20 protein-coding genes, 3 tRNA genes and 1 pseudogene are annotated in these 20,317 nt (G+C 63.9%); 19 read left to right on the top strand and 5 right to left on the bottom strand.

Annotated features, from left to right (window positions below; all coding sequences use genetic code 11):
• Nucleotides 1–71 precede the first annotated feature (71 nt).
• Complete coding sequence (locus N2K99_RS17755) at nucleotides 72–482, bottom strand: hypothetical protein (protein ID WP_227934296.1); 411 nt, start codon at nucleotides 480–482, stop codon at nucleotides 72–74.
• A gap of 130 nt (nucleotides 483–612) precedes the next feature.
• Here N2K99_RS17755 and N2K99_RS17750 point away from each other — a divergent pair, with 130 nt between their 5' ends.
• The 4 genes from N2K99_RS17750 to N2K99_RS17735 all read left to right on the top strand — a co-directional run bounded on the left by N2K99_RS17750 (nucleotide 613) and on the right by N2K99_RS17735 (nucleotide 2,899).
• Nucleotides 613–783: a hypothetical protein gene (locus N2K99_RS17750; protein ID WP_227934297.1), complete on the top strand. Its 171-nt coding sequence runs from the start codon at nucleotides 613–615 to the stop codon at nucleotides 781–783.
• Nucleotides 780–1,193 carry a hypothetical protein gene (locus tag N2K99_RS17745; protein WP_227934298.1) on the top strand — a complete coding sequence of 138 codons (414 nt, stop codon included), beginning with the start codon at nucleotides 780–782 and terminating at the stop codon, nucleotides 1,191–1,193. The genes N2K99_RS17750 and N2K99_RS17745 overlap by 4 nt, the downstream gene beginning before the upstream one ends.
• Before the next feature lie 819 nt (nucleotides 1,194–2,012).
• Nucleotides 2,013–2,777 carry a VWA domain-containing protein gene (locus N2K99_RS17740; RefSeq protein ID WP_227934299.1) on the top strand — a complete coding sequence of 255 codons (765 nt, stop codon included), beginning with the start codon at nucleotides 2,013–2,015 and terminating at the stop codon, nucleotides 2,775–2,777.
• Between the two features lie 37 nt (nucleotides 2,778–2,814).
• Nucleotides 2,815–2,899, top strand: a tRNA-OTHER gene (locus N2K99_RS17735).
• Between the two features lie 33 nt (nucleotides 2,900–2,932).
• On the opposite strand, the gene N2K99_RS17730 is transcribed toward N2K99_RS17735, so the two are convergent.
• Both N2K99_RS17730 and N2K99_RS17725 read right to left on the bottom strand, forming a co-directional pair.
• Entirely contained in the window at nucleotides 2,933–4,141 is a 1,209-nt protein-coding gene (locus tag N2K99_RS17730; protein ID WP_260554943.1) for a hypothetical protein, read from the bottom strand.
• Between the two features lie 154 nt (nucleotides 4,142–4,295).
• The gene (locus N2K99_RS17725) at nucleotides 4,296–6,323 is read right to left on the bottom strand and encodes an ATPase, T2SS/T4P/T4SS family (protein ID WP_227934301.1); all 2,028 of its coding nucleotides are present in this window, start codon (nucleotides 6,321–6,323) and stop codon (nucleotides 4,296–4,298) included.
• A 225-nt stretch (nucleotides 6,324–6,548) separates the two neighbouring features.
• Here N2K99_RS17725 and N2K99_RS17720 point away from each other — a divergent pair, with 225 nt between their 5' ends.
• The 13 genes and pseudogenes from N2K99_RS17720 (at nucleotide 6,549) to N2K99_RS17660 (ending at nucleotide 14,431) form a co-directional block, all read left to right on the top strand.
• Nucleotides 6,549–6,860 (top strand): hypothetical protein, encoded by a 312-nt coding sequence (locus N2K99_RS17720; RefSeq protein ID WP_227934302.1) that lies wholly within the window; start codon nucleotides 6,549–6,551, stop codon nucleotides 6,858–6,860.
• 210 nt (nucleotides 6,861–7,070) lie between these two features.
• Nucleotides 7,071–7,922: a hypothetical protein gene (locus tag N2K99_RS17715; protein WP_227934303.1), complete on the top strand. Its 852-nt coding sequence runs from the start codon at nucleotides 7,071–7,073 to the stop codon at nucleotides 7,920–7,922.
• Nucleotides 7,923–8,239: 317 nt separating this feature from the next.
• Nucleotides 8,240–8,337: pseudogene (locus N2K99_RS17710) on the top strand.
• A 42-nt stretch (nucleotides 8,338–8,379) separates the two neighbouring features.
• Nucleotides 8,380–9,066, top strand: a complete 687-nt coding sequence (locus tag N2K99_RS17705) for a hypothetical protein (RefSeq protein ID WP_227934304.1) — start codon at nucleotides 8,380–8,382, stop codon at nucleotides 9,064–9,066.
• 241 nt (nucleotides 9,067–9,307) lie between these two features.
• A complete protein-coding gene (locus N2K99_RS17700; protein WP_227934305.1) occupies nucleotides 9,308–9,811 on the top strand; it encodes a hypothetical protein in 504 nt (167 codons plus the stop codon).
• A 90-nt stretch (nucleotides 9,812–9,901) separates the two neighbouring features.
• On the top strand, nucleotides 9,902–10,228 hold the full coding sequence (locus tag N2K99_RS17695; RefSeq protein ID WP_227934306.1) for a hypothetical protein: 327 nt from the start codon (nucleotides 9,902–9,904) through the stop codon (nucleotides 10,226–10,228).
• A 32-nt stretch (nucleotides 10,229–10,260) separates the two neighbouring features.
• Nucleotides 10,261–10,334: transfer RNA gene (locus N2K99_RS17690), tRNA-Arg, on the top strand.
• A 226-nt stretch (nucleotides 10,335–10,560) separates the two neighbouring features.
• Nucleotides 10,561–12,132 (top strand): Na+/H+ antiporter, encoded by a 1,572-nt coding sequence (locus tag N2K99_RS17685; protein ID WP_227934307.1) that lies wholly within the window; start codon nucleotides 10,561–10,563, stop codon nucleotides 12,130–12,132.
• A 75-nt stretch (nucleotides 12,133–12,207) separates the two neighbouring features.
• Entirely contained in the window at nucleotides 12,208–13,053 is an 846-nt protein-coding gene (locus tag N2K99_RS17680) for a thymidylate synthase (RefSeq protein WP_227934308.1), read from the top strand.
• On the top strand, nucleotides 13,053–13,418 hold the full coding sequence (locus tag N2K99_RS17675; protein WP_227934309.1) for a hypothetical protein: 366 nt from the start codon (nucleotides 13,053–13,055) through the stop codon (nucleotides 13,416–13,418). The genes N2K99_RS17680 and N2K99_RS17675 overlap by 1 nt, the downstream gene beginning before the upstream one ends.
• Nucleotides 13,419–13,464: 46 nt before the next feature.
• A complete protein-coding gene (locus N2K99_RS17670) occupies nucleotides 13,465–13,869 on the top strand; it encodes a hypothetical protein (RefSeq protein WP_227934310.1) in 405 nt (134 codons plus the stop codon).
• 63 nt (nucleotides 13,870–13,932) lie between these two features.
• Nucleotides 13,933–14,005: transfer RNA gene (locus N2K99_RS17665), tRNA-Arg, on the top strand.
• A gap of 42 nt (nucleotides 14,006–14,047) precedes the next feature.
• Nucleotides 14,048–14,431: a hypothetical protein gene (locus tag N2K99_RS17660; protein WP_227934311.1), complete on the top strand. Its 384-nt coding sequence runs from the start codon at nucleotides 14,048–14,050 to the stop codon at nucleotides 14,429–14,431.
• Here the strand turns inward: N2K99_RS17660 and N2K99_RS17655 are convergent.
• Nucleotides 14,418–15,587, bottom strand: coding sequence for an AI-2E family transporter (locus N2K99_RS17655; protein WP_227934312.1), 1,170 nt, complete (start codon nucleotides 15,585–15,587; stop codon nucleotides 14,418–14,420). The two genes, N2K99_RS17660 and N2K99_RS17655, sit on opposite strands and share 14 nt — an antisense overlap.
• A 313-nt stretch (nucleotides 15,588–15,900) precedes the next feature.
• On the opposite strand from N2K99_RS17655, the gene N2K99_RS17650 reads away from it, so the two are divergent.
• Nucleotides 15,901–16,362: a GatB/YqeY domain-containing protein gene (locus tag N2K99_RS17650; protein WP_227934512.1), complete on the top strand. Its 462-nt coding sequence runs from the start codon at nucleotides 15,901–15,903 to the stop codon at nucleotides 16,360–16,362.
• Nucleotides 16,363–16,423: 61 nt separating this feature from the next.
• A complete protein-coding gene (locus N2K99_RS17645; RefSeq protein WP_227934313.1) occupies nucleotides 16,424–17,026 on the top strand; it encodes a Clp protease N-terminal domain-containing protein in 603 nt (200 codons plus the stop codon).
• A 58-nt stretch (nucleotides 17,027–17,084) separates the two neighbouring features.
• On the opposite strand, the gene N2K99_RS17640 is transcribed toward N2K99_RS17645, so the two are convergent.
• Complete coding sequence (locus N2K99_RS17640; protein WP_227934314.1) at nucleotides 17,085–20,075, bottom strand: fibronectin type III domain-containing protein; 2,991 nt, start codon at nucleotides 20,073–20,075, stop codon at nucleotides 17,085–17,087.
• Between the last annotated feature and the right edge of the window lie 242 nt (nucleotides 20,076–20,317).

Here is a 20,317-nt window from a genome sequence, read left to right as displayed (position 1 = left end):
CCCTGAAATGGCAGATTCTTATTCAGATAGTAGGCCATAAATCTGAATAAGCGGGGGCTAAGTCAGGGTTTTTAGCGGCTCGATGACGTGTTCTTCGAGTAGTGGTCGTCCAGCCCGGCGATCTGGGCCTTCACGAACTTCCACTCCTCGGCTTCGCCGGCGCCGGCAGAAAGCAGCCGGTGGTTCTTTGCCAGCTCGAAGAACCCTTTGCCGGGAGAGCTGGTTCCCTTGCTGTAGACCAGGACCGAGATCAGCAAGTCGGGGTGTTCCTGCCTGCCCAAATCGGAGATCGCGGCCAGGAGCGGCCCGATGGCGGCCCTGTCGGTCGAGAGCATCAGCTGCGGCAGCTCACTCTCCGCAGCCAGCTCCTCGGTGAACTTGCTGTAGGTGAGCATCTCACCGCCAACGGCCCGCCGCTTCAGGACCCGATAGCCCGCCCGGATGAGCTCGCCCCATTCAAGGTCGTCGCGGTTGTAAGGCATTCTTCCCCCTGGATCGCAGCGTCAGTAACTCCGGCCAACCTTAGCCCGAACGCCCGCCCCGGGCAGATCTCACCGGGCTGCCGCACACATATGGGACACAGCAGACCATTCCCAACGGAAGAGAAAACCCATGCCCCGCAAGCAGAGCCGCAGATACATGGTCGTACCGGCAGAAGACATCGTGAAGATCGTGCCGGAGGGCTACAAGCTGGCCGTCCTGAAGCTTCCCTTCACCGGCAAGTTCCGTCTCACCTGGTGGCTTGACGCCAATGGCCGCCTCGGCCGCAAAGGCGTGGAATGAGCACCGAGGAGGCACAGGCGTTCAGTCCGAGAGACTGGGCGCTTATACAGCTGGCGAACCTGGACAGCGTGATCACCTATATGGAAGCAACGGATGAGGATGCCTGGCGGGTGGACACTGTCCGCTCGGCCGACGGCACCACCAACTGCTTTTTCGGGCACCTGTTCAACATGGGCGGCACCGATGAGCGCGGATCGGCGCTGTGGAACTGGTTCGAGGAAATGTGGGCCACCACCTACGCCATCTACCCGGTCAACGACGGTAAGAACCCGGCCTACCCGCAGGCCACCCCGAAGCAGCGCGTCCTGGCCTACCTGCGTGCTCTGGCGGACGGCACTGAGCTGACCACCCTGCAGGCCATGGAGGAATACTTCAAGCTGCCGCTGGAGGGGGAAGCAAGCCCCGTCTAGCCCGCGGAACGGTGGTGGTGAGACCTCTGCCGGTGTCCGCACACATAGAGAATGTTGAACAGCCCCGGTGGATTGGACACCTGCTGGGGCGCTTTCTGGAAAACGGTCCGGCGGGTTGGTACACCTGCCGGACTTCCAGGGCAGATGCGGGTAGACCGCAGGCGAACTGCAGCGCCGGAAGTGGGGGCAGAACCCACCTGTCCTACTGTGTGCCGGACAGACCGCCCGGCACATACCTCGGGGGTGCTCAGGGGAAGTGACGCGTTTAGCCGGCGCGGTGAATTCCCCGGGACAAGGACTGCACGCCGTTGGCAACGGAAGCAGGAAATACGGGTTGGGAACAGCGCCGTTTGCCGGTAAGACTCCGGCCGCTCCACCAGTCAGTGCCCTGTAGATCAGGGGTTCGCCTTAGGGCAATGCGGGGGCAAGACCCGCCGCTGGCACTGCGTCACCGGGACGGAAGCGGGTTGCACCGCGGAAATGGGTCCCGGCGGTAGCCCGATGCCGGAGAAAAAATCGGGTCCCTGCCAGTGATGGGCGGCTACGCAGGCCGAACTGGAAACCGGAACGGCGCCTCGGCGCCGCGCTGTCCGGCATGGAGGGTGGACGCTTGACCCTCAGGAGCGCACCGGCCGCAAACCGGATACACGCGCCGTATCGGTGAAAGTCCGAAGCACGCTGGCAGCATCCGCCAAAGGCCACGGCCGGATGAGGGCAGGCCCGCACGGGTCGCCCGCTCTGCCAGCATGCGCCAAGGCCCGGGACGCTTCGGTGTTCCGGGCCTTCCCCGTATCCATCCCCGCACTCCTAAGGAATCCGATGCCTCTTACCCTCGATAAGGTTGCCGCGAAGGCGCCCCTCCTGCTCAAGAAAGCCGAGACTGCCGCTGCCGCGATTGATCTGTCCGGTCTGAACGGGCAGACCGCCAAGGTCGCCCTCGTGCTCGACTTCTCCGGTTCCATGCGTGAACGCTACGCCTCCGGGGCCATGCAGAACCTGGCCGAGCAGGTCCTGGCCATGGCCACCCAGTTCGATGACGACGGCGCCATCGACTTCTTCGTCTTCGACACCCATGCCGCCTACCTGGGCGAAATCAGCCTGGAGGACTTCAAGGGCGGCGTCAATCGCCTCACCAGCGGCCGGCACATGGGCAGGACCAACTACGCTGAAGCGTTCCTGGCCGTCAGGGACCACTTTGGCTTCAACCCCGCAAAGCCGGCACCTGAACGTCGCGGATTCTTCGGACGGAAGAAGGTCGAAGCCGCCCCCGAAGCAGGCCCGGCAAGCGAGCCCGTCTACGCCCTCTTCCTCACCGACGGCAACCCGGACAACCGGACAGAGGCAACAAATGCGCTGATCGAAGTCAGCAAGGCTCCGATCTTCTGGAAGTTCCTCTCCGTCGGCGAGGAGCACAAGGACTATCTGCAGAAGCTCGACGACATGCCCGGCCGCTTCGTGGACAACGCCGACTACAAGCCCGTCGGCGAGGTCGACAGGCTCACCGACGCAGGGCTTTTCGAAGCGATGCTCGACGAGTTCCCTGAATGGGTTGCAGAAGTCCGCTCCAAGGGCCTCATCAAGTAACACCCCGTCCGGGCCGCACTCCACGGCCCGGACATCAGGCTTCGTAGCTCAGATGGTTAGAGCGCTGCAGGCGGCCGCCGGCAACACGACAGAGGTCGCGGGTTCGAATCCCGCCGAAGCCACCGCACCCGCACTGAAGGTGGAGCGGGGGCCGCCTACTTCTTCAGTCGCAGGGCGTACCCGAGCCGGTCCAGGCCCTTTGCCTGTCTCCTGACCTGCCGCTGCTGCCATTCAGCGTTCTCCTGCCTGGCCCGGACCAGCTGTTCAGCATCCCGCTCCTCGAACTGCTCGATGGCCGGGCCGATGCGGTTGAACAGATCCCGGGCAACCACTCCACGCTCGTGCGCGGCGTCCTTGTCGCCTGGTTTCACAAAGTTGCAGCTGGCGTCGTACACGGCGTCGTACATCCGGTCGCCCGTGCTGCAGTTCGTGGTGTAGCTCGATCCGTCCGGCTCTGTCTCCCGGACCCTCCAGGAACCTTCCGTGAACTCGGCAGCCCACATCGCCCCATTACGGTGAGCCTCGTGCATCCGCACCTCCACCTTTGTCCCGGTATGGAACCAACGCCGTTTCCCCAGAATGAACTCCGTGATGGGCTGAAAGGTGAGCGCTGACTTGCTGTAGTCAAAGTCGACTTCCAGCGTGAAGAAGTTCCCGACGTAGTCCTGGAAGGGCCCGAGCCCTATCTCGAACAGCGCCTCTTCTCCGATGATGCGCCCCTCCAGCGCGTCGAAGGCCGGACGGAACCGGGACATCAGGTCATCAGCGATCACATCCGGATCCGCCTGGTCACCCACCGGATCATTGACGGCGCCGGCCTCAACGGCTGCAGCGACGAAGTAGTCCCTGATCTGCTGGAAGCTTCCGGCTGCCTCCGCGTGATCGGCGAAACCGAAGACAGAGGGCTCGTCCTCCAACACCTTCCGGTCCACCGGACCCATCAGCTTTGCGGACGCCCGGTATCTCCCGTAAAGGCGCATCTCCTCCTCATCAACAGCGTTCTCCCGGCGCAATATGACTTCAATTCTTCTGCCTGCCCCGGCATCGACGATGGCTGAGATTGACCCGGTCAGGTTCTCCAACCGGGGCTTCCCGTCCTTCTCCCGGGCAGCAAATTCGTTGCCGAACTTCCTCAAAGAGGTCGAGTAGCTCGCCAGGCTGATCGCCCGGACCGGGCCGCTTACCCTGGCAGCGCGCTTGAGATCCTCCACGTCCCTATCGTGCTTGGCCGCCATTCCCAGCAGGCTTTGCGCCTCAAGCGCTTCCTCCGTGGAACGGTAGTGGCTTGCATGCGGGCACAGATCCAGAGACCGCTTGCACCTCTCCGGCCCGGATGCCGTCAAATGAAACTTGATGCTGGCCATGCCCCCACGTCCCGATCTGGTCGTATGATTTACCGGCGATTCTTGCACAAGAGCGCTCAGGCAGTGAGCAGGCGCGGTGCCCGTCGAAGCGACACCTTGAAACGCCTGCCGTGAGGTAGGGGCCGCGCGTAACACCGGCGGCCCCTACCGGCCGCTACGCCGCTTCCGGTTTGTCCTCCCAGCCAGGGCTGAACCGAATAGGGTCAGCAATGCTGAAGGGACGGTAGCGGGCGGTGCCGTCCAGTGCCAGCTGCCCGAAGAAGGCATGGAACTCCGGGCCCAGGAGCTCCAGCTGCGATTCGGACTCAACACCCACAAAGAGTGTCACTCCTGCCGAGGCTGCTTCGCGGCTGAGCCAAGCCAGCTGAATGCGCCACTCAGCAGCATCGGCGCCCGACATCAGCACATCGTGAGGGATGTCCACCAGCACGCCGCAGCGTTCCGGCCGGATCTCCTGCGGCAGGTACTGGAAGCTCGCCGCCCCCTTGCCGCGAACGAGAGCGATGATCTCCGTAGCCCTCTGCCTCACGTCTGCCAGGGCGCCGGCAGTGTCCACCCGCATGAGCCGGCCGGGGAATCCGGCTGCGATGTCCTCCAGTGCGGACGTACGCCGGCCTGCGTCGCCGGAGATAACCAGGAGATGCGGGTAGCGGCTCAGGTCGTGCCTGACGTGATCGCCTGAGTCCTGGACACCCAGGGTGATGAACGGGGTGCTGTGGCGGAGGCCGGCATGGAACGCCCGCCGGAATGCCATGGGGGTCTTTATTGCTTTCTCCGCTGTGCGTTCACTGATATGGCCGTCCAGGACGAGCTGGCTCAGGGACACGGCCAGGGAGATGCACCCCTCCTCCATATTGGCGATCCTCCCCGTAAGGCCTTCATCATCGAAGTCGCGGACCATGCGGTTGGCAATCCCGTTCATGGGAAGGAACTCGACGGCGGGGACGGTGGCACGGTCAGTTGCTGAAGCGGCGAGGAGCTTCTGGAAGAGCACCCCCTTCAGGACCTGAGACAGGCCGGCCCTGACCTCGGGCCAGCCCTCCGCCGAAACCATGTCGATGAGCCGGGACGGAGCGTGAGCGGCAGAATCGGCGTGCATTGTCATGAAAACCGTATGCCCGGCCTGTGCCGCCTTCACGGCTGCAATCACGGCGGCGCCGTTGTTGACCTCTCCAATCACGATGATGTCGGGAACCTGGCTCACCGCTGCGTCGATGACCTTGGCCAGCGACCCGCTGTCACCGACGTCCCAGCGGGTGATCTCGGAGCGCCCGGGACGGATGGCCAGTTCCCGTACTGATTCGAGCACTGCTACCCGCCGGGCGAAGCGCTCGGTGATCAGGTTGGCTACCGCTGCCATGGACGTCGTCCGGCCGGATCCGGTGGGGCCTGCAAAAACGAAGAGCCCCGGTGCGACAGTAGCGAACCCGCGCACCGCCTGCGGCAGCCCGAGGTCATCGAAGTGCGGGCAGTAGCCGGAGAGCAGGGCGGGGATGCCCCCATCGCGGCACAGTTCGAACAGGAGTGGCTCCCTGCTGCCGGCCTGAAGGAAATGCCCTTCCAGGGGGCCGGCGCCCTGCTTGACTTCGGCGCCGAAGAATCCGGTCCGCTGCCGTGCAACGGAACGCCCGAGGAGGATCCGCTCGGAGCCCTCCCACAGGGGTTCGGGGAACTGCCAGGAGGCGACGACGGGGTAGCCGGCGTCGGCGAGCCGCCCGGCGGCGGCGGCCAGCTCTTCCCTCGCGGCATCCATATCGGGGGCCAGCCGGGGGATGCCCTCGAAGAAGATGATTGCCGGACGGACGGCGGTCTCAAGGTCATTGAAAAGCATCCTGGCTGCATCCACGTCTGCTGCGATAACGGCGCCGGTGATGTCTGTGTAGTCCGGACCCCGCTTGTCCAGGTCCAGGATGAAGACCTCGGTGCCGGCCGCTGCCGCCTGGGTGGCCATGAAAGCCATCAGTTCCGACTTGCCCGTGCCTGTGGCGCCGGTGATTTCCAGGCGGGAGCCCGGGCGGGGCCGCCAGTTGACCGGGGCGCCGCCGATGAGGCCGACCGTCAGTGCGGGATAGCCGGATGCCTTGCCTGCCGTGCGGACCAGGTCCAGTGCACGGGGGTAGGTGATGCCGGATTCTGCTTTGAGTTTGCGGGCCGCTTCTTTTGCGGCACGGTTTTTGACCATGGGGGTATCTGTCCTTCGACACGCGGAGACGTCCTGTGCCCATCACCTGTGGAGTACAGAGGGATGGTCGTGCAGTCCGGGATTCGAAGAACCTTGTCCTCTTCGCGGTCATGGCGCACAGGGCCGTCGACTGCTCGGAAGTCCGCCACCGGGATGGCGCTGCAAGGAAACTTAATGCTGGCGTGCCGTGCCTGCAACCACCCTGTGGACGGCCACAATGGGCGGGTGCAACCCAGGAACTCCTACATCGGCGAGGGCTGGCACCCGGACTTCGAATCCGGTGTCGTCAGGTTCCCCTACCGGCGGGAACCGTATGCCCGCGCGCGGCTCGCCCTGGTCGGCGGGGGAGAAGACCATGTCCGCGACGTCATGGTCCAGGCCCGGACGGGTGACGGCAAATGGCTGCTGATCTACTTCGACGACGCCGGTGAGGTGCATTCGTTCTGGATCCCGTCGCGGAATGCCAAGCCGATCAGCCGCTCGGAATCATCCTGGATCGACCCCTATGACCTCGGCCGCCGCGGTGACGACGGGTAGCGGCCTAGGCCGCCGTAACGCTCACCCTCCTGTTCGGCCGCGCATGGGGCTATCCAGCAGGAGGGTGAAGCCGGCGCGTGTGCTGTTGATAGGCGCGCAGCGGACCGCAGGATATTTGAGGCGTGGTGACCGGGACGGCCCCGCTAGACTGTCGATCCTGCGATCTGCAGATGGGGGGCGGGCATTCCGCCCGATGGAAGGAAAATCTTAATGGAATTTGTCTCAAAGAGGGCCCGCTGGAGGTCTGCGCTTGGCATTGCACTGGCCATTCCGCTGCTGGTGGGCGGCTGTGCTGCCTCTCCCGAAAAGGTTGATGAGCCGGCGCAGGCCGAGCAGACGGCACCTGAAGGGTTTGCCGGCGTAGGCGCAGACGGGGAGTCGGTGAATCTGTTCCCGGACAACGGGGTGAAAAACGATGGATACGGTTCCTACCTTCAGTCCACTATCGCCGATGACGATCCTGCACTTACGTTTTCCCGGAACCTCGTGGACCCTGAAGTCTGGGACGCGGGACTCACTGAGGAGCAGGTGACACAGGCACAGGCGGTTGCCATGCGCTTCCTGGCCACCGAAGGAATAGACAGCACGCTGCGCGCCCCGAGGAACGGCGAAAGCCAGAAGGCCTGGGACGAATGGGTTGCCGCAAACAAGGACCATTTTGCCGACGATGTGGAGTTCTCAATGGACAACTCCATCACGTACATGGCGACGATGACGCCGGAGCGGCTGGCCCTGAACGGCTGGCCTAACGGAGACCCGAGCGGCACTTCCGACTGGAAGCAGGAAAGCCCCTTCGAATACCAGTACGGCGAGGACAAGATGAGGATGGTGAACCGCAGCATCATCCCCGGCGAGATCTTCCTTTCCGGTTATGAGCCGGGGCAGGCGGATATGGGTCTGCTTACCTTCAGGGGGCAGGTGTCCTACTCGCTCCGTGCGACCCATAACGGGAGCGACAGCATTGAATCCGACGAGGCCGAATACCGGATTGAGATGAAGCTGGCATCCGACGGGGAATGGAAAGTCAGCCATATCCGGGTGACGAGCCTGATCGGCGAGTGACCGGGTTGCGGGAAGGCTGTGAGGCTGCAGCCTTCCCACGCCGGCCTGTGGAGAGAACCAGGACCGTCCGCACACATAGGGTTCGAGGCCGGAATAATCCGGTCAGGACTCAAGGATCCGCATCCCGCGGACCGGTTCAACTCCGGACAGTCCACGCCGGCAGCAACTCTGATGACTGCTGCCCGCCGGCATCGGGGGTAATTACCTGATGGGAGCCGGCAGATCAAATGACATCGGCGCCTGAGCTGCGACAGTGCCGCGTGCGGTGGCTACCCCCGGCAGGGGAGGCTTCCAAGCCTCACGTTAAAGGAATGGACGCGGGCATGGAGTCTGGAGACTCCCGATAAGAAATTATCGACCGGCGGGGCGCTGCCGCACCCTGCCCGGCGGAAGGGTTCGATTCCCCTCGCCCGCACTGACAGCCCGGACCCGGGCACTGAACTGGAAGGGGCCGGTTATGGCTGCCGAGCACGGACCTGCCGACATCTATGACACTTCCGGTGACGGGATCGAGCCGAAGACCGCAGCGGAGGTGGCCGCTGCCGGGCACCGGGCAGCAGAAGCTGCAGCCGACTTCCTCCAGGCCCTCACCGGGTGCATGACACCGATGAACCTGCGGCCTGTATACAGGGACGTCGAGTACGCCACCCAGATGCTGGAAAGAACCGCCCGCGCCCTCTCCGAGGCGGCACAGAGCATCAATTCGGGGGTCCCGCTGGCCTTGAAGTTCGGTGACGGCGAGGAGCCCTGGACCGAAGCCCGCGGAGGCCCGGTCCTTTCGCCGCTGCAGATCCTCAGCCTGGCAAAGACAGCAGGAGGGCTTGCCCCGGAAGAGACCACAACGTACAGCGCTGCCATACAGGAGCTGAAGCCCCTCCCTGCTCTCATTGCCGACAAGCAGAAAATGGAAGCGCGCGAACAGAGCAGGGCCGAAGGGCAGGAATTGCACGACGAACTGCTCGCCGATATGGAGTCGCGCAGCTGTGCATCCTGCGGCGCGGCGCCGGGCGATCCCTGCACGGCTGCATCGGGCAACCTGACAGGGCCTCATGCTGCCCGGAGGCACACTTCTCCACTGGCTGCCGGCCACCCCGAAGCTGCCGCCGGCGTACGCCGCGTGGACCCCAAATTCCTCCACAGGTAAAGGTGAGCGGAAGGGCCGCAGGGGATTACTCAGTTGGCTTATTTTGCCGGTAAAGTTGACATCCACTTAGCTCGCATAACAGCAATCTGACGACACCACTATCCACTGTTTCCCCTCCTTGGACAGGTGACCCGCCATAATCCCCCTTACAGTCGACCAGCTCATTTACGACTACCACCTGCATTTCCAGAAGTCCCCGTTCATCGGCCCCGGCGGCACCCCTGCTGCAAGCAGGACCACTTTGGACGTCACTGCCGACGTCGCGCACGGGTACCTGCTGCCCAAGGGGCGGCGCGTCGCCCACGCTGTCATCCACCTGCTCCCTGAAGCCAGCCGGGCACCTATGGAGGTCTTCGACGTCCCGGAGCTGCAGGACTTTGCCGACCTGTACCTCCGAACCCCCGTCGAGACGCTCGTCGAATATCAGGAAGGGGCATGGGACAACAACCTCATTATTGTCTCGAGCCTGAATATCGAACCGAGCTTCCGGGGGCGGAACCTCAGTTACACGGTCATGGACTCCATCCGTTCGGTCATGGGCCGTGCCGGATCCCTGGTAGCCATCAACGCAGCTCCCGTCGTCAGGGGAACAGGACCGGATGCTGACGCGGCCTACGCCAGGGGCAGGGCAGCACTGCGTGCGCATTGGGAGAGATACGGCTTCGGGCACGTAGGGGGAGGGCTCATGCTCACCCGTAACTTCACCGACACGGACGAAAAGCATCCCTCACTGCACGTCTGGTGAGAACGCAGGTGCCCGCGGGCGATGAGAAGAAGGACCTTTGCCGCACACATAGGTTCTGAACACACATCCCCGTCCTGTAAGGAGCACTCCATGCCTGAATCAATGCCGCGTCCGGATTACGCCCCCACCGGTGCAATGGCCATGACCCTCGGTGAACTGGCCGAGCGCCATGACGACCTCAGGCCCAAGAGCCGTTCATTCCTGCGGGTTACGTTCCCGTTCCTGAAATTCACACCCCAGGGCCAGATCCGCACCATCGGCTCGGGGAAGCTCGTCCTCATCCTGGGCAAGATCCACCCGAAGACCTACGACTTCTCCGGCGAAGGACACCTCTGCGCGGAAACCCCCTGCTGGGTGTGGACCATCAATGATGAACGCGCCGATGCCGAAGCGGCTGCCGCGGCGAAGGCTGCGTAGAAGCCGGTCCGGGACGGCCCAGTGCCGCCAACGCCTCCATAGCTCAGATGGACAGAGCACCGGACTTCTAATCCGGGTGCCGCGGGTTCGAATCCCGCTGGGGGCTCTCACGCGGGGATATTCCCCGCCCTGTCCGCACACATAGAGAGCATCACTGCCGCTCTATGGAGGACAGCATGGCCACAGCATTCACCATTCCCGACGCCCGGGACCCCGATGCGTTGCAGGAACGCGCTCAGGTCCGTCCGGCTGCTGACGTCCCGCCTTCCACAGGCCGCTAACCTCCAGCCCCCGGCTGCGGCCGTCCGCCGCCCCCGAACATAGGAAAACCCTTGCATCAGCTTGCCCTCGTCATCGGGCTCCTCCTGGCCACCGTCATCGCCGTCGGCCTCGGGGACCGCCTGAAACTGCCGTACCCCGTCATCATGGTCCTCATCGCCCTCGGGGTTGCCTTCGTGCCCGGCATCCCGCACCTGGAGCTGCCGGCCGAACTTATCCTGCCGCTGTTCCTGCCGCCGCTGCTGTACGCGACCGCAAAGAAGACATCCTGGTCGGTCTTCCGCATCCGCTGGCGTTCCGTTGTCCTGCTCTCCATCGCGCTGGTTGTCGTCACCACGGCTCTTGTCGCCGGCGCCGCCTGGGTGCTCATCCCCGGAATCGGCATCCCCGCCGCCATCGCCCTCGGTGCCATGGTCGCCCCTCCGGATCCTGTAGCCGTCGAATCCGTGGCCGGCCGTGTCCACATGCCCCGCCGCCTGATGACCGTGATGCAGTCCGAGGGCCTCTTCAACGACGCTGCAGCCATCGTGATCTTCCAGACCGCCGTTGCTGCCGCCGTCCACGGAAGCGAAATCAACGCATGGCTGGCAGTGAAATTCATTGCCGGTGCTGCGATTGCCGTCATCCTGGGCTTTGCCATGGCCTGGGCCGCAAAGAAGCTGATGCACTTCATCGAGTCTTCGACGGCCCGCTCCGCAGTGACGCTCATCCTGCCCTTCGCCGTCTACATTGCTGCCGAGGAGTTCCACGCCTCGGGTGTCATCGCCGTGGTGGTCGCCGCACTGGAAATGAAGCGCCGGGCCCGGCCGCACGACGCTGCCGAGCGGATTACCTCAAGCTCGTTCTGGGACGTCGTGGAGCTGCTGGCGACCGGCATTGCCTTCGGCCTGATCGGACTCGAAGCCCGTGCAGTCATCCAGGAGACCGGCAACGACATCTTCCCGATGCTCGGGCAGGCCGGAATCATCTGCGCCGTCGTCATCCTCGTCCGTGCCGCCTGGCTGAGCCTGCTCATCCCCGGCAACCGCCGCCGCGGCGACGGGCTGCCTCCCGGAGGGGTCAAGGACGTCGTCATCCTGACCTGGTGCGGAATGCGCGGCCTGGCAACACTTGCCCTCGCCCTGGCACTTCCCGAAGTGACGGCCGACGGATCCCCGTTCCCGGCCCGCGACCAGATCATCGTCACTGCCGTGTGCGTCCTCTTCGCCACCCTTGTCCTTCCCGGCTTCACCCTCCCGTGGCTGATGCGCCGCCTGAAAGCGCAGGAGTCCCCGGCCGCCGAGCACGAGGAGGAGAAGATCCTGGCGCAGAGGGCGGAAGATGCCGCACTGGCAGCCCTGCACGAGGTGCCGTTCCTGCATGACCTTCCCGCCCAGCGTCAGGAAGCGATCACGCGCGGCATCAAACGGCTCAGCGAAGACCTCGTGATCGACGTACCGGTTCCGCACGACAAGAAGGGGGCCGTCAAAGTACGCCACGACTCGGCTGTGGCCATCCGGACCATCGCCCTTGACGCTGCACGCCAGGAAATCCTGCTGGCCCGCAACGAAGTGGGTGTGGACCCCGAGACCGCCGACCGGGTGCTGCGGCGTCTGGACCTGCGCACGGTCATGCTCCAGAAATAGCCGTCAGGACCGCGAACGCATAGAAACAACAGGCCGTCTATCCCGCGGCGGCCTTCCAAACCCGAAAGGTCCGCAATGCCCGCACCAACCACACCCGTAGCAACACCCTACGAAGATCTCCTGCGCGACGTCCTGGAGAACGGCTCGCGGCGTGCGGACCGGACGGGGACCGGAACCATCGGCGTCTTCGGCCGCCAGATCCGCTTCGACCTCGCCGACGGCTTCCCGCTGCTCACCACCAAGAAGGTCTTCACGCGCGGCATCATCGAGGAGCTGCTCTGGTTCCTCTCGGGGGACACCCGGGTGTCCAGCCTCCGGGACCGGAACGTGCACATCTGGGATGAGTGGGAGCTGGAGGATGGCACCATCGGCCCCGGATACTCGCACCAGTGGCGCCACTGGGACATCCCCGAGTCCGAGGGCGGCGGATATATCGACCAGATCGAAGCCCTCGTGGACGGCCTGATGAACGATCCGTTCAGCCGCCGGCACATCGTCAGCGCCTGGAATGTCGGAAAGCTGGCAGACATGGCCTTGCCGCCGTGCCACACCATGTTCCAGCTGCATGTCACCCCTGACGCCGAGGGCAACCCGTGGAAGCTGAACTGCCAGCTCTACCAGCGCTCCGGGGACCTGTTCCTTGGTGTGCCTTTCAACATCGCCTCCTACGCAATCCTTACCCACATGCTGGCCGCCCAGACAGACCTGGTGCCGGGAGAATTCATCCACACCTTCGGCGACGCCCATATCTACCTCAACCACGTTGACCAGGTGAAGGAACAGCTCTCCCGTGAGCCCCGCCCCTACCCGCACCTGGTGCTGAACCGGACGCCGGAGAGCATCTTCGACTACGAGCTCAAGGACTTCACCATCGAAGGGTACGACCCGCATCCGGCTATCAAGGCCGAGGTGTCGGTCTGATGCCTGACCTCCGCGTTCTCGGGCTCGGCGGCGCCACGCCCGGACAGAAAATCAGGGCCGCCCTGGTGGGCTACCTGCTTCTGGCCGTAGTCCTCGGGCTGTGGGGGAAATTCCTGCTCCCCGGCGCGGAGACCGTGACATCCATCCTCACCGTGATGGTCATGGCGTCCCCGCCGGTACTGATCGTGTACGCCTACCTTGCGTGGTTCCCCGCCGTGGCGAAGATCAGGTGGGCCCTGCGCCACCGGGGAGGCACCGAGGGGGAATACCGCGCCTACCGGGAAACCGTTGACGAAACAGCAGCCTCAAGGGCCAATACAAGGTTCGGCCGCTGGGTGGTCGGCCTGAGGAACGGCACCTGGTGAACATGCCCCGGGTATCCCGGCGGTGCCTGCCGCACACATATCCGGTATGAATATTCTTCCTGTATCCGTCCCGCTGCGGCGGAACGCTGCGCCTGAAGGTGTCCTTTACCGTCGCGGCCTGACCGCGCTGGCGGCCGGCAGCCTCTTCATGTCCCTCTGCGTCGCCTCCGAGTTCCACGGGACCGGTGCAGCAGGGTCGGCGGAAGCAGGTGCATACGCACTGGCGGGGATCCTTGCCGCGGCCGCGGCCATGTTCATCACGGCCTATACCCGCACGGTGCCCTCCCTGCTCAAGGTCGGCTATGCGCACCGTCACGGGTCGCTGGCGGGCTGGAACGGCTACCGGGAGGCAGCTGACGCTCTGGCCGGTGAAAGGGCCCGTACGGGGCTGGGGAAGCTGCTGGTAAGGGTCCGGAACGGGACCTGGAGTGACGGTGGTGAGATTTCCTGAGCCAGCCGCACACATAGAGGGTGTTAGCCACAAAAGCCCGGCAGGGAAACCTGCCGGGCACCTGCCTGCGTAGCTCAGTGGAAAGAGCGTCCCCCTCCTAAGGGGAAGGTCACGGGTTCGAATCCCGTCGCGGGCTCTATAGCCGGAGCCCTCCGGTCACAGCACCGGAAAGTACCTCATGGCAATGCCCAGCTTCACCGCCGGAACAGCCGGCCGCCGGCCGCGGCCCATCCTGTTTCTCATAGGTCTGATGTTCCTGCTGGCCTTCGTTGCAGCAGCAGCTCCGAGCCCGGAAAACACCGTCGTGGAGAGTATCGCTCTCACCGGGATGGCCGTAGTCAGCACATTTGTCGCCTTCTCCGCCTGCGGGTATTTCGGCATGAATCTGAAGATCACGGGAATCACAGCCGATGTAGTTGCCGTCGCGGTGGCAGCAGGCCTTTGCAATAACAGCCACACCGCAGCCGGCGCGTACCTGATCATCTGCCTGATCCTGGCACACGCCGGAGCATCCCTCGTGAGGTTCAGCCTGCCGCTTCGGAAAGCGGTCAGACCGGCGTAACGCCCGCGGTAACCTCGGCCGGCTGCACGTCCGGCTCTCCCTCGGTCCCGCCGGTAGTGGATTCCGTATCAGTCTCGTCGCCCGTATCCTCGCCGGTCCATACCTTGATGACGGCCCACCCGACGGCGGCGATCGGCACTGACAGGATGGCTCCGACGATGCCGGCCAGGATGGTGCCCACCGTCAGTGCCAGGAGAATGACCAGGGCATGGATGCTCAGTGACCGTCCCATGACCACCGGCTGAAGCAGGTTTCCTTCCAGCTGGTTTACGGCCACGATGACGATGACAACGATCAGGGCGACGACCGGACCGTTGGCAACCAGTGCAATCAGCGCAGCCAGAACACCGGCCGCCGTGGCGCCCACCAGCGGGACGAAGGATCCGACGAACACGATCACCGAAAGCGGCAGGGCCAGCGGCACATCCATGATGAACAGCGCGGCGCCGATACAGATGGCATCTACCGCAGCCACGATGGCGGTCCCGCGGACGTAGGCGCCCAGGACTTCCATGGCGCGGCTGCCTGAAAGGCGTGCCTTCTCCAGCTTGTCCCCGGTGAACCAGCGCAGAAGGAAGGCCCAGATCCGGTCGCCGTCCTTCAGGAAATAGAACAGCACCACGGCCATGAGGACGAATCCGGTAACGAAGGAGGTGGCAGCGCTGATGCCGGCCATTGCACCGCTGCCTGCCGTGCTGCTCGTGGCGAAGTCCACCGCGCTCTCGCGTGCGGCCGCGATGGTTGCCGAGTCAACGGGAATCGGACCGTGCTCCACGAAGGCGTACAACTCGTCGAACCCCTGGGAGGCCTGTCCTGCAAGGTTTTCCCACTCGCCGCGGATGGCAAAGATGATGCCGGTGACCAGTCCGCCGAACACGCCCAGTAGGAGCAGGAAGGAAATCCCGGTTGCCAGGGCGCGCGGCCACCCCTTGTCACGGAGCCACCTCACGAACGGTGCAATGGCTGCAGCCAGGATCAGCGCCAGCAGTAAGGGGATGACGACCAGGGTGATCCGGGTCAGGCCGTACACCACGGCTCCGACAAGGATGAGCACCAGCAGCAGCTGCGCAGAGCGTTGGCCGGCGCGGCCCAGGGGCCCGCTCCAGTAGCTTCCTGGGCCGGTGGTCGTGTTGGCCGGCTGGACAGGTGAGGGCATGGATCGGCTTTCTTTCGATGCGGGGAGACCCGGGAAGAACCGGCAGATATGCCGGGAAGGATCCCGGCCAGGGTAGCTGAGAGACCCAAACAGCGGCATCGACCCTGCGGGGAGCGCGGTGCTGCCGTCCGTACACATAGGAGATGAGCCGGGCACCTCCGGCCATCCCCGATCCAGGAGATCCATGACTTTCCAGCTCAAATCCGAAGGCATGGCGGCCCTCGCCGCTGAAGCCCGGTCCGCTGGCCCGCAGGCCCGGACGACCGAACCCATGAGCCGCCCCGCCGGCGGCCTGAACACGAAAGTGAAGACCATGACCCTGAAAGAGAAACTGCAGGCTGACGTTACCGCCCACATGAAGGCCGGCCGGAAGCTTGAGCTGGTCACCGTACGCAACGTTCTGGGCGAGATCGGCACCCGCGAGAAGTCAGGCAAGACGCCTGTCGAGCTGGACGACGCCCAGGTGACTGCCCTGATGCAGAAGGAAGCGGCCAAGCGCCGCGACACCGCCCGTATCTACACCGAAGCCGGAGAGGACACCCGCGCCGCTGCTGAGATTGCCGAGGCTGTCATCATCGAGGCATACCTGCCCAAACCGCTGGAGCGCGCCGACGTCGAGAAAATCGTTGCCAGCGTGATCAGCGCACTGGAAGGCGACGGCACGAAGGTGAACATGCGCTCCATGGGTGCCGTCATGAAGGTAGTTACCGCCAAGGTGGCCGGCCGCTTCGACGGTAAAGCCGTCAGCGACATCGTCCGCACGGCACTGGCCTAGATACCACCCCGCCAAGGCACTCCGATACGTCGGGGTGCCTTGGCTTTTCTCAAGGAGAGATATGTTCGATCGGTTCACCCACTCCGCCAAGCGCGTTGTCGTCTTCGCCCAGGAAGAAGCGCGGATGCTCGACCACAACTACATCGGCACCGAACACCTGCTGCTCGGCGTCCTGCATGAAGGAGCCGGCACCGGTGCCCGCACGCTCGGCAACCACGGCGTGACCATTGAAGGCGTCCGCGCAGCCATAGTGGAAATGATCGGCCGCGGACTCATCCCGCCGAGCGGGCACATCCCTTTCACGCCCCGTGCCCGCGCAGCACTGGAACAGGCGCTGAAGGAGTCGCTGGCCCTGGAATCCGGCAGCATCACCGAGGACCACATCCTGTTGAGCCTGCTGCGTGCGAACGGCGGAGTCGCCTGCCTGACCCTGCAGCGCATGGGAGTGCCCGTGGATGAGGCAGCCGCAGAAATCGAAGGCCACCTCAGATCCGCTGGTCCCACCGAGGAAGACGCCGGCACACCCGTCGCCGAAGCCATCGTCGCTTTCCAGCACGCACTTGGCGGAGAGCTGGACGTCCCGTACTCCGAGCTGAAAGCCGCCATGACCGAAGCCCTGCGCGCCGCGCAGCTGGCCGCAGTCGGACTCACCCGGGCCGCTTAGGTCCGAAGACAAGAACGGCGGCCCCCACAATGGAGGCCGCCGTTCCGCGGTTTAAGGACTATTTTGCCTCGAGGGAGACATCATCGAAGGTGACATCGGACCCAGTGCCGTTTTTGAACATCAGGGTCACGTTGCTTCCAGCGTAGGCAGACAGATCTGCCGACACCTGGATCCACGATCCCGAAACGACCCCCGTCGATTTGGTGGATATGATTTTGCCGTTGACGCTGACCACAGGGTTAGCCCGGTAGAACCAGTACGTCAGAACCGGTGCTTCATCCTTGACCGTGACAACCTGGGAGAGCGAGGCATACTGAAGGAATGCTGATCCCTTGCCGGAGTGTGGTGTCGTGATTATCGCCGAACCAGTCCACCCGGTGGTGCCTTCTTCGAAGCCGGGGTTGACGAAAGCCCCGGCATTGATCGTGAGAGGTCCAAACACTGCCGAGGGAACGGACGCTCCGACGGAGTTGTTGGCGGTCACGCGGAAGGAGTAGGAAGCACCGGTAGTTACGTTGGCCAGGGTGGCGGCACGCTGGCTGCCTGCGACCTGGACGTTGGTGACTTCTTTTCCGTCCAGCAATGCAGCAACGGTGTATGAGGTTACGGGGACACCGCCTGAGAAGGCAGGGGCATTCCAAGTTACTTTCGCCGTGCCGCTGGCGGAGACAGCTGATACAGACTGAGGCACAGACGGAGCTACCGGTGCTTCGAGGGTCACGTCGTCGAGGTGCCCGGCGCTGCTCTCAAAGAGGAGGGCGACGGATTTACCAGCCAAAGCGGAGAGGTCAAGGCGGTACTGGGACCAGCCAGAGTCCGTGGTTTCCCGGGCCGGTGTGTACTTGACGCCGTTGATGCGAACTTCAGGTGTGGTGGTGGTCCAGTAGGTGAACACCGGCTTGTCGGCAGTAACAGTGACCGTCTGGGAGACGTCGCCGTATGTGGAGAACTCGGCTGACTTCGTCCCGGAGTGGGCCCTGGTGCTGATAATTGTGGCGTTGTAAGTGCTCCAGCCCTGGGTTCCGAGTTCGAAGCTCGGGTTGGAGACGGCGCCGGCAATGATTTCCACCGGTCCTGTTTTCCCGGGCTCTGATTCCCCGACAGCGTTGTTCGCACGCACTGTGAAGGTGTATTCGGTACCAACCTTCAGTCCGCGGACGACGGCTGCGCGATTGTCCGGGCCAACGTTGGTGCTGGCCTGCTCCTCACCGTCCAGCCAGGCAGTTGCGGTGTAGGAGGTGATGGGCGTTCCGCCGGAGAAGAGCGGGGCTCCCCAGGTCACGGTCGCAGTGCCGTTGCGGGAGCTGGCGGCAGCAGACACCGGAGCGAAGGCAGCCATCGGTGCTTCGAGGGTGACGTCGTCGAGGTGCCCGGCGCTGCTCTTAAACAGGAGGGTTACGGATTTACCGGCTGAGGCGGAGAGGTCAAGGCGGTACTTGGACCAGCCAGAGTCCGTGGTTTCCCGGGCCGGTATGTGCTTGGCGTTGTTGATGTGGATCTCAGGGGTGGTGGTGGTCCAGTAGGTGAGCACCGGCTTGTCGGCAGGGACAGTGACCGTCTGGGAGACCTCGCCGTATGTGGAGAACTCGGCTGACTTCGTCCCGGAGTGGGCCCTGGTGCTGATAATTGTGGCGTTGTAATTGCGCCAGCCCTGGGTTCCGAGTTCGAAGCTCGGGTTGGAGACGGCGCCGGCAATGATTTCCACCGGTCCTGTTTTCCCGGGCTCTGATTCCCCGACAGCGTTGTTCGCACGCACTGTGAAGGTGTATTCGGTACCGACCTTCAGTCCGCGGACGACGGCTGCGCGATTGTCCGGGCCAACGTTGGTGCTGGCCTGCTCCTCGCCGCCGAGCCAGGCTGTCGCGGTGTAGGAGGTGATGGGGGTTCCGCCGGCGAAGAGCGGGGTTCCCCAGGTCACGGTTGCAGTGCTGTTGTTGGAGCTGGCGGCAGTAGATACCGGGGCGAAGGCAGCCATCGGTGCTTCAAGGGTCACATCGTCGAGGTAGCCGGAGGAGCCTTTGAACTTGATGGTCACGTACTTGCCGACTGAACCGGAAAGATCCAGACGGTACTGGGCCCAGCCCGACTCTGTAGTTGCAGAGGCGGGGGTGTACTTGACGTTGTTGATGTGGACTTCAGGCGCGCCGGTGGTCCAGTAGGTCAGGACCGGGCTGCCGGCCGGAACAGTGGCCGTCTGGGAAACCTCACCGTAATTCGAGAACTGGGCGGACTTTGTCCCGAAGTGGGCTTTGGCGCTGCTGATGGGGGCGTTGGATGTGTACCAGCCCTCGGCACCCTGCTCGAAGCTCGGGTTCTTCAGGACGGAATCGGGAAGCTTGACCGTGGCGGTTGACGGCTCTGACGTGGATTCGCCTGTGACCGCGTAGACCTGGACATGGACGGTTTCCTCCGGCAGGGCCGAGATAGTCACAGCGGTCGCAGTAGTCTTCGCCTCTTTGAGAATCCAGGCGCCCTCTCCAACACGGTATTCGACCTTATAACCGGACGCCTTCTTCACCGGATCCCAGGAGGCCTTGGCCTGCAGCGGGGAAACGGCCACGAGCTTCAGATTCTCTGGGGCACCCTTGGGGGCTTCGATGCCGCCGACTTCTTCGATCAGTTCAGCCAGTTCCTCCGGGGTGAGGCAGCCGGTGTCGGTATCGGCTTCGAAGACTTCGGGGTCGGTTTTGGCGTCGGTTGAGTAGAAGATCTTTCCGGTGCCGGATTTGGCCAGCCCGACGTAGCAGGTGCCCTTGGCGTCTGCTTTGACCGTGGTCTTCTCGGTGCTGGAGGGCTGCAGGTATCCGGTGTCGAGCAGTCCGGCGTGGTCCATGAACCGGTTGTCCTTGGATTTGGCTACGCCTTCGGCCGTTCGGATGGAGGAGAGGTCCTGTTTGGCTCCGCGGTCCTGGGCGAAGGGGATGACGCCGAAGATGGCGGCGAGGACGCCGGCGGCCAGGATCCCGACCACGACCACCCCCGTGATGATGGATGGAAGGTCAAAGGCACCGGAACTCTTCCTGAGGTCCGGTAATGCTGGTGGTCGCAAAGCAATACTCCTGTGCGGGATGTCCATGAAATGGGGGCGTTCCCGTGGCGTCCAGCCGTAAGGCCGATGGTGACGGGATGGATCCGAGGAAGGCCCTGCATGAATGCAAGGCAGAAGGTTCCGCTATAAGAAGTGCCAGGCTGCGCAAAATGACGACAGAAGTGGTAGATGCCACAGGCAGCTGCAGTCAGAGGATCGCTCTGGTGTCAAATAACCTATGCCTGATAAATCGGTCCACGGTT

The organism is Arthrobacter sp. zg-Y1110, from assembly GCF_025244865.1.
Taxonomy (GTDB): domain Bacteria; phylum Actinomycetota; class Actinomycetes; order Actinomycetales; family Micrococcaceae; genus Arthrobacter_B.
The sequence above is the reverse complement of the archived record's forward strand: the minus strand, read 5'-3'. Positions and strand labels throughout refer to the sequence as shown.